Source organism: bacterium (assembly GCA_035295165.1).
In the GTDB taxonomy this organism is placed as follows: domain Bacteria; phylum Sysuimicrobiota; class Sysuimicrobiia; order Sysuimicrobiales; family Segetimicrobiaceae; genus JAJPIA01.
Map to the genome: position 1 here is coordinate 1 of DATGJN010000074.1, position 8,651 is coordinate 8,651.

Here is an 8,651-nt window from a genome sequence, read left to right on the forward strand (position 1 = left end):
CCAGCGTGGCCTCGCCACCGCGACGGCCAATACCGCGATGACCAAGATCAGCTGTCCGATAATCATGGCATCACCGCCTATCGCCCCCGGTAGTGCATGCTTCCCAGAGGGTGGCGGCGCGTAACGCAGCGCCGCCACAAAGGGAAAAGGCCTCAGGGCAGGTCGACCCCGGGGCCTTTCTCAGCCTACGTTACCTGGCCGCGTGAGCCGCGACTGCGGTCACGGCAACTCCGGCCAGAAACCACACAAGAAGCACCGGCATTGTCGTCACCTCCATGTTGTTGTTCTCGTCGTCTCCCTCGTGGCAGGCGCGACGGCCTGACAGTGTTCCCCATCTCTCCGAAGCCCGAAACCCGAAGCGACGCGATCAAGAGAACGATGCGCTCCGTGAGCAGCCGGCCGTGATATTGCCAGGTTTCGTGCGGACAACCCACCGGCCAGGTACGCTCACGGCGCCACCACAGGCGGAGGCTCCCGTGCGACCGGGGGTGTGCGAAGGAGCGAGGATGGCCGAACGATCCCGGCTCGATACGAAGGGAACAACGGCGAGCGCGCCGCTGTTCACGTTTACGCCTAGCGGTAGGTACCAGGGTATCGTGGCCGGCGCCTCGTCTGGCACCCCGATCCTATTTCCTGACCAGGTACACGCCGCAGAGATACGTCGATGCGAAGATCAGTCCGAACGGAATCCACGTTCCGAGCACGCTCTTGAACATGTCAAAGTTCCTCTCGATAAGGTGCGCGACCACCACGACGTCCAAGAGCATCGCGACCGCGACGAAGATCGCGGCAGTTTGCAACGGGGTCGTGTACGCAAAGACACTGAAGTAGACAAACGACAACACACCGAACAGGATCGGAACTGCGACGGCATGGATGATCAGCGCGGTGCGCATCGAGGTCGTGCGCCGCCCAATCGCGATGATGGCCCCGCACAAGGCCCACCCGACGACGGCGTGCGCCAAGATGACGAGAGTTTTCGTCAGCCACATGCGGGCGTGTATCGGAGTCTTGGGTCCATCGGGACCGCCCTCGGCGCTATGTCGTGGAGGCGACAGCCCGCTGTATCCGCCAATGTCCCACTTACACAACCGATGAAAGGCTCCTTCGCCCCACATGCGCTCGGAATCGCCTCATGCGACTGTTCGGCAGGAACGCCGGTCCGCCAACGGGACGGGTGACGGAGCCGCACCCGTAGAACCAACGCCGCGTGGCCGCGCCGTATTCATTCCGCACACTGCCGGACTACCTCCGGGCCCATCTTCGCCTGGTGTTCGTCGGCATCAACCCCGGGCTCTACTCCGTCGAGCGCGGGCACTACTTCGCGCGGACGACGAGCCGGTTCTGGCCGGCGTTCTCTCACTCGACGCTGTCGGCACCGGTGCGCGCAGAGCTCGGGCGAACCATGCTCGGGCCGGAAGACGACCGCCGCCTGCTGCGATTTGGCATCGGGTTCACAGACGTCGTGAAGGTCCCGAGCCGCAACGCCGCGGCGCTCCGGCCCGCCGACTTCCGGACCTGGGCGCCCCGCCTGCTGCACCGTCTCGAGAGTTGCCGGCCGCGCACGGCGTGCTTCCATGGGGTGACGGCGTACCGGGCGTTTGCGCGCTACGCGCTTGGCGAAGCGCGCTCCGATTGGCCGCTCGGCGCGCAGTCGCTGACGGTGGGGGACACCCGCGTGTTTGTTGTGCCGAACCCAAGCCCCGCCAACGCGCACTTCCGGATCGAGGATCAGATCCGCTGGTACGACCGGTTGACGGAGTTCCTGGAGGGTCTCGCAACCGCGCGCGCGCCGCGGTGACCGGCGTCATGGCGTCGGCCCCCCGGCGCCCACAACGCAGGGAACGCCCCCCGACCGTCCCGAACCACTGGTCCGTGCCCATCGGCGCCCACGTGTCCATCAGCGGCCACCTCTACGAGGCGATCCCGCGCGCCCAGGCGATCGGGTGCGAGTGCTTGCAGATCTTCGTCGGCAGCCCGCGCCAGTGGCGTCTCGTCACGTATCCGGATGCGGATCTGGCGGAGTTCCGGAAGCGCCGCCGCGCGGCGGGACTGGATCCGCTCGTTGCCCACGCGCCGTATCTGATCAACCTCGCCACACCCGACCCGGCGCTGCGCCGGCGGTCGGTCGCCGCGCTCGCCCACACGCTCCAAGGCGTGGACGCGCTCCGCGGCTACGCCGCGATCACGCACATCGGCGCCGCCCCGGGCGTCTCCTGGCCGGAGACCCGCCGGCGCATCGCCGGCGCCGTCCGGTCCGCCCTCGGAGAGAGCGCTCGCGCCAGATTGCTGCTGGAGGGCAGCGCGGGCGGCACGATCGGCGGGCGGTTCGAAGAACTGCGGGACATCCTCGACGAGGTCGGAGCCGCCCGCCGGGTCGGCGTGTGTCTCGACACCGCTCACCTCTTCGCCGCGGGGTGGGATCTGCGGACGCCGGACGGCGTCGCGGCGACCGTGGATGCGTTCGCGCGAACCGTCGGCCTCCGCCACCTGCACGTGCTCCACCTGAACGACTCCAAGAGCGCGCTGGGATCGCGCCTGGACCGCCACGAGAATATCGGCGAGGGGCGGATCGGGCGCCGGGGGTTTCGCGCGGTGTTCGCGCATCCGGCGCTGGGCCGATTGCCGGCGATGATCGAGACGCCCGGGTTCGCGCACGCCGGGCCGGACCGACGGAACATCGCCATTCTCAAGCGGCTGCGGGCCGCGGCGCGGGCGGAGCGCCCGCGGCCATGAAGTGCGCGAACCATCCCGACCGCATCGCGCTCGGCTACTGTTCCAACTGCGGCAAGGCGCTGTGCGCGCGATGCCTGGTGCGGACGTCGACCGGCAACTACTGTGAAACGTGCGCGACGAGCGGAGACCGCCCGCCGCGGACGCGGCGGGCGATCCCGTGGTGGGCGATTGCGCTCGGCATCCTCGTCGTCTTGTTCCTGATTCGCGCGTTCATTCGCTGACCCGCGCGCGGTCGGCCCCCGCTCCCGGGCCGTTATCCGCGACGACCGCCGTCGCGCTCGACCGCCGATCGAAGGGCGCGGAGGTTTTCCTCTGGCGTGTCGGGCGAGATGGAGCACCCTGGGCCGATCATGACCCGCACTCCTTGGGTGTCGTCGAGTGCGGCGGCCACCTCGGCGGTCAGGGCCTGCGGTGACATCTCGCGGATCCGCGGTTTGGCGCTAACCCCTCCGATCACGGCGCGGTTGGTTCGGTCGCGACCTACCGCCAGCCCGGGATTGCCTGCGTCCAGCGCCCAGTTGAGGAGCGGGGTGGGCAGGTCGTCCGCGACGTCGAAGTAGAGGCGCGGGCCGCAGAGATGCAGCATGTTCGCCCACCCCGGCGCGGCGGTCGCAAGCAGGTCGCGGTCGTACGGCAGCCCGAATTCGGCGTACTCCGAACGCGTCATCTGATCGGCGCTGGCCGCTTTGACCGCAAAGAAGATCCCGTCCGCCCCGTTCTCCAACGCGAGCCGCGTGTAGCCGATCAGGGTGTCACGAATCGCCGTCAACGCCCGATGCGCCTCGACCGGGTGGTGCCTGATGAGGTCCAGTAGGCGCGGTTCTCGATCTGGTGATCCGCCGAGCATGTACGACAGCACCATCGCCGGGGCAAACACGGTCTGGAGAATCGGCACTCCCGCGCCCGCGGCGCGGCGCACGGCACGGAGCGCGGTGACCTGTTCCCCGAGCACGCCGGCAGAGGGATCAAGCGGACGCACGCTCGCAAGGTCCTGGGGCGACCGCACCGGCCACGCCGTGATCACCGGGGCGACCGCACGCGCCGTCGACGGTTGATACCGGACGCCCCACCCCTCCGCAAACACGGTTGCGCGACTCTGAATCTTGATGATATCCCAGTCGTACCGCCGGAACTGTTCGACGGTCTCGGCGGCGAGCTCGTCCGCGGTGTGTTCGCGGGCGAAGTGGTGCCACCAGAAACTGATCGGCGGCCGGTCGACCGGCGCGCCCGCGAGCGCCCGCCGCACCCGTTCGGCTTTCTCCATCGTCCTGTTCATCTGTCCCACCGTGCCACGCTCAGCGGGGCCGCCAACGCCTGACCTGGCCGCGCGCGATCGCCGCTTACCGCCGCGGCGTCGCAGGCGCGCCCAGGTCCATGCGGGCAAAGAGCGTCTCCAGCACCAGGCGCGGGTTGAGATTGCGCCGGAGGTTCGTCTTGGCCTCCTCGATGGCGGCCGCGGTCCGGCGCAGGGCGGCGGGCGAGGTGCGGGCCGCCCACGCCACCACCTCCGCGCGGGCGTCCAGGTTTGCGAGCTGCGCCGCCTCCCCCGCCTCCTGCCAGACGACCACGTCGCGCACCCACAGCAGCGCGACGTCGAGCCACCGCTCGATTTCGTCCTTCTGCTTCGCCACCGCTTCGGCCGCGTCGAGCCGCTGCACGGCATCGCCGCGTTCGACAAGCTCGAGCGTGCGCAGCACCTCGGCGCGACGATCAAATGGCGCCTCTCCGGCCGCCGCGGCGGCGAGCGCGACACCGACTCGTCCGCCCGAGATGGCCGCGAGAAACGCCGCGCGGTCTGGGGGCACCCCGGCCCGCTCGGTCAACGCGCGGGCGATCTCCGGCGCGGACACGAACGAGAAGCGGACGAACTGCGAGCGCGACACCAGCGTGGGCAACAGCGCCGTCGTGGACTCTGAGATCAAGATGATCACGATCCCCTGCGGAGGCTCCTCCACGATCTTGAGCAGACTGTTAGCGGCCTCCGCGCGCATCGCCTCGGCGTCCTCGACGACGAACACCTTGCGCGAACCCTCGTACGGACCGTAGGCGGCTTCCCGCTTGAGGTCGCGGATCTGGTCGATGCCGACCGCCCGTCGCTCCGCCCCGGTTTCGCTCCGCCCGGCCGAGATCACGCGCAGATCCGGATGCGCGCCCGCGACGACCTTGCGGCACGCGGGGCACCGTCCGCAGGCGTCGTCGCCGCCCTCGGCACACAGCAGCGCCTGGGCGAAGGCGCGCGCCGCCGTCAGGCGACCGACCCCGGATGGACCGACAAAGAGATAGGCGTGGGAGACGCGGCCGCTCCGGAGCGCCCCGCGGAGCAGGGCCTGGGCGTGCCGCTGGTCGATCAGGTCGCGGAAAGGCACTCGGCGCCGGTCAGATCTTGACGAGCCGCTCCACGTCCAACACGAACACGGTTGCGCCCCCGACCTGGACCTTCACGGGATACGAGATGTAGGAATCCACGGGTTCGACGACCGGCGGCAACGGGCTGACGAGCTGCTCGCGCACCCGGCATGTCTTCTGGATGACGGCGAGGGCCGCATCCACTCTGTCCTCGTCGGTGCCGATCAAGATCGTGGAGTTGCCCTCGCGGAGGAACCCGCCGGTGCTGGCGAGCATCGTTGCCTGAAACTCGGCGGCGACGAGCGCCTCCATGAGACGCCGGGAGTCTTTCTCCTGGACGATCGAGAGGATCAACTTCAAGAACGGTCCCTCCTCTCGGGCCCTTGCGCGCTGCGCAGTAATCCGTCCACCACATACCAGATCGCCCGGTGCACGTCGTCCACCGACCCGCGTGCGTCGACGACCCGGATTCGCCGAGGCTCATTCACGGCGAGGGCGAGAAACCCCTCTCGGACCCTGTCATGAAACGCCACCGTCTCCCGCTCGAGGCGGTCCCCCCCGTCCCACCCGTCCGCCCGGCCGGTGCCGGCGGACGCCTGACGCGCCCGCCGCAACCCCACCGCCGGATCGATGTCGAGCAGCAGGGTCAGGTCGGGAAGCAACCCTCCCGTCCCGACCTCGTTCACGGTCCGCACGACGTCGATCCCAAGGCCGCGCCCGACGCCCTGATACGCCAGGGACGCGTCCACGTACCGATCGCAGACCACGACCGCCCCCGCGGCGAGCGCGGGACGGATCACCTCGGCGACGAGCTGCGCGCGCGACGCCGCGAACAGCAGCATCTCGGTGCGGGGGGACAGTTCACCGTGGCGCGGATCGAGCAGGAGCGAGCGGATCCGCTCGCCGACCTCCGTGCCCCCGGGCTCGCGGAGGCGAAGCACGGTTCGCCCCGCCTTGCGGAGCGCGTCCACGAGCAGACCGCCCTGCGTGGTCTTGCCGGCGCCCTCGGGCCCCTCCAGCGTCAGGAAGAGGCCAGCGTGCTCCCGGGGAGCCGCATCGGAGGTGTCACTGCGGATAGATCACCACCCGCCGGAACGGGTCGCTCCCCTTGCTCTCCGAGGCGAGACCGTAGCGCTCGATCAGCTGGTGCTGGAGCCGGCGGACGTACGAGTTCTGGGGGGACAGCTCGACCGGTTGCGCGGCCGACATCACTTCCGAGATCGCCTCCTCCACCTCGCGGAGCGCGATCTCCTCAGCACTCAGCCGGTCCTCCACGCCGAAGATCTCCCGCAGCACCGCCTCGATCTGTGACAGGGTGTTGCTCTTGATCACGTGCGTAGGAAGCCCGCGGGTTCCGGCCTCTCGAAGCCGTTTCGGCTGCCGCTTCTCCTGCGACTTCAGCGTCAACAGCACGTCCGCCCCGTACAGCGTGTCCGCGATGGTGGCCGGGACGCGTAGCTCGCGGATGGCCCGCTCCAGGCGATTTCGGCTGACGGCGTACGGATAGATCCGCACCACCTTGTGCGGTACGGTGGGGGTCGCGCCCCCGCCGGGCCGGTACCCGTTCGCGGACGGCGGCGGCTCGTGGGCCTCGCCGCTGCTAATCCGCACCTCGCCCTCGGCCGTCCGGGTCCGAATCTCCGGCCGCGGCATCGTCCCCCGCAGGAACCGGTCCACGACCTGGGCGACGTCGTGATGCACCGCCAGTCGGTCTTTCTCCTGGATCTCGATGACGACGTCGAACGTCGGAGGCGCCTTGCGCTCCAGCACTGTCTTTTGCGTGCCCCGGCGGCGCGCTTCCTCGTCGCTCAGCGTCACCGCCTGAATCCCGCCGATCAGATCACAGAGGGTCGGGTTCTGCAACAGGTTGTCCAGGGTGTTCCCGTGCGCCGTGGCGATCAGCTGGACGCCGCGCTCCGCGATCGTCCGCGCCGCGAGCGCCTCGGCCTCGGTCCCGATCTCATCGATCACGATGACCTCAGGCATGTGATTCTCCACGGCCTCGATCATCACCGCGTGCTGCAGCTCGGGGTAGGGCACCTGCATCCGGCGCGCGCGGCCGATCCCGGGATGCGGGATGTCGCCGTCGCCCGCGATCTCGTTGCTCGTGTCGACGATCACGACCCGCTTGCCGACCTCGTCACTCAACACCCGCGCGCTCTCGCGCAGCAGCGTGGTCTTCCCGACGCCCGGCCGGCCGAGCAGCAGCACGCTCTGCCCCGCTTCGATCACGTCCCGCACGATGTCCACGGTCCCGAACACGGCGCGCCCGACGCGCAGGGTCAGGCCGATGATGTCTCCGACGCGGTTCCGGATCGCCGAGATGCGGTGGAGCGTGCGTTCGATGCCCGCGCGGTTGTCCTTGCCGAACGTCCCCACGCGGCTTGTCACGTACTGCATCTCTTCCCGCGCGATGAACTCGTCCGACAGCCGCACCGCCCGGCCCGCAAACCGCGCCTCGGGCTCCCGGCCGAGGTCGAGCACCACCTCGATCAGGCCGTCGACGTCCTCGTGCGATTCGATCCTGCGACGAATGTCCGGGGGCAACACGGCGAGCAGAAGGTCGAGGTTGTCGGTAATGTGGATCTGGTGGCCTGCCACCACCACTCACCTCACCTGGCCTTTCCGGAGTCCGACCCGCCCGGTCGACGGATCGGTTTGACCCCGCAAAAAGACAATGAGGAGAAGCCCTCTGGCGGCTCTCCTCTGGCCGAGGCCACTACTATAGCGTACCGCATCTTCGCCTACATTATATAGGGGCATCCGGCGGACTGCAACAATCTCCTGGCGCGGCGGCGCCCCGGCGGCGTTAGCCGGCTCGCCCTCACTCCACCGCGAAGATGAGGCACTTCAGATAGCGCGTCTCAGGCATCGCGGGATGGACCGGATGGTCGCGCGCCTGCGAGCGACTCTCGACGAGCCGGATCCAACGGCGCGCGTCGCAGGCGGCCTGCCACACCGTCTCACGGAGCGCGGTCTCGTCCACGTGGTACGAGCACGAGCACGTCACCAGCCAGCCGCCTGGCGATGTGAGCTTGAGCGCGCGCAGGTTGATCTCCTTGTAGCCCGCGAGCCCGGAGGCAAGCGCACCACGCGTCTTGGCGAACGCGGGTGGGTCGAGGACGACGAGGTCGAAGCGGGCGCGCTCACCGCTCAGACGGCGCAGCTCGTCGAACGCGTTGCCGGTGATGAGGCGGAAGCGGTCGCCGGCGCGGTTCAGCGCGCCGTTCCGGCCGGCGATCGCGACGGCCTCCTCCGACGCCTCGATCCCCGTCACGGAGACGGCGCCGTGATGGACGGCGTGCAACGCCCACGCGCCCGTGTAGGAGAAGCAGTCGAGGACCGTGCGGCCGGCGGCGAGCTCCGCGGCGCGGATCCGGTTTTCTCGCTGATCGAGAAAGAACCCGGTCTTCTGCCCCCGCGCCACGTCCACGACAAACCGGACGCCGGCTTCGTCAATCTCGATCTCCGTCGCCCCGCCGCCGGCGAGCCACCCCGTCTCCCGCGGCAGACCCTCGAGACGGCGCACTGCGGGATCGTTGCGGGCGAACACGCCGCGGGAAGCCACG

At 69.4% G+C, this 8,651-nt stretch carries 10 protein-coding genes; 3 read left to right on the top strand and 7 right to left on the bottom strand.

Annotated features, from left to right (window positions below; all coding sequences use genetic code 11):
* Positions 1-626: 626 nt before the first annotated feature.
* The gene (locus VKZ50_11880; protein ID HLJ60420.1) at positions 627-992 is read right to left on the bottom strand and encodes a hypothetical protein; all 366 of its coding nucleotides are present in this window, start codon (positions 990-992) and stop codon (positions 627-629) included.
* Between the two features lie 218 nt (positions 993-1,210).
* Here VKZ50_11880 and VKZ50_11885 point away from each other — a divergent pair, with 218 nt between their 5' ends.
* From VKZ50_11885 to VKZ50_11895, 3 genes are read left to right on the top strand one after another with little or no spacing between them, the layout of a single operon-like run.
* The gene (locus tag VKZ50_11885) at positions 1,211-1,801 is read left to right on the top strand and encodes a mismatch-specific DNA-glycosylase (GenBank protein ID HLJ60421.1); all 591 of its coding nucleotides are present in this window, start codon (positions 1,211-1,213) and stop codon (positions 1,799-1,801) included.
* 8 nt (positions 1,802-1,809) lie between these two features.
* Positions 1,810-2,736: a deoxyribonuclease IV gene (locus tag VKZ50_11890; protein HLJ60422.1), complete on the top strand. Its 927-nt coding sequence runs from the start codon at positions 1,810-1,812 to the stop codon at positions 2,734-2,736.
* On the top strand, positions 2,733-2,957 hold the full coding sequence (locus VKZ50_11895; GenBank protein ID HLJ60423.1) for a B-box zinc finger protein: 225 nt from the start codon (positions 2,733-2,735) through the stop codon (positions 2,955-2,957). The genes VKZ50_11890 and VKZ50_11895 overlap by 4 nt, the downstream gene beginning before the upstream one ends.
* 32 nt (positions 2,958-2,989) lie before the next feature.
* Here the strand turns inward: VKZ50_11895 and VKZ50_11900 are convergent, their stop codons facing one another.
* The 6 genes from VKZ50_11900 to VKZ50_11925 form a co-directional block, all read right to left on the bottom strand.
* The gene (locus VKZ50_11900; protein HLJ60424.1) at positions 2,990-4,012 is read right to left on the bottom strand and encodes a uroporphyrinogen decarboxylase family protein; all 1,023 of its coding nucleotides are present in this window, start codon (positions 4,010-4,012) and stop codon (positions 2,990-2,992) included.
* Between the two features lie 64 nt (positions 4,013-4,076).
* Positions 4,077-5,102, bottom strand: coding sequence for a DNA polymerase III subunit delta' (gene holB, locus VKZ50_11905; GenBank protein ID HLJ60425.1), 1,026 nt, complete (start codon positions 5,100-5,102; stop codon positions 4,077-4,079).
* A 10-nt stretch (positions 5,103-5,112) separates the two neighbouring features.
* Positions 5,113-5,442 carry a cyclic-di-AMP receptor gene (locus VKZ50_11910; GenBank protein ID HLJ60426.1) on the bottom strand — a complete coding sequence of 110 codons (330 nt, stop codon included), beginning with the start codon at positions 5,440-5,442 and terminating at the stop codon, positions 5,113-5,115.
* Positions 5,439-6,158, bottom strand: coding sequence for a dTMP kinase (tmk, locus tag VKZ50_11915; protein ID HLJ60427.1), 720 nt, complete (start codon positions 6,156-6,158; stop codon positions 5,439-5,441). The genes VKZ50_11910 and tmk overlap by 4 nt, the downstream gene beginning before the upstream one ends.
* Positions 6,148-7,683 (bottom strand): R3H domain-containing nucleic acid-binding protein, encoded by a 1,536-nt coding sequence (locus VKZ50_11920; GenBank protein HLJ60428.1) that lies wholly within the window; start codon positions 7,681-7,683, stop codon positions 6,148-6,150. Before VKZ50_11920 ends, tmk begins: the two co-directional genes overlap by 11 nt.
* Before the next feature lie 223 nt (positions 7,684-7,906).
* On the bottom strand, positions 7,907-8,651 hold a 745-nt coding region (locus VKZ50_11925; GenBank protein HLJ60429.1), incomplete at its 5' end, for a class I SAM-dependent rRNA methyltransferase.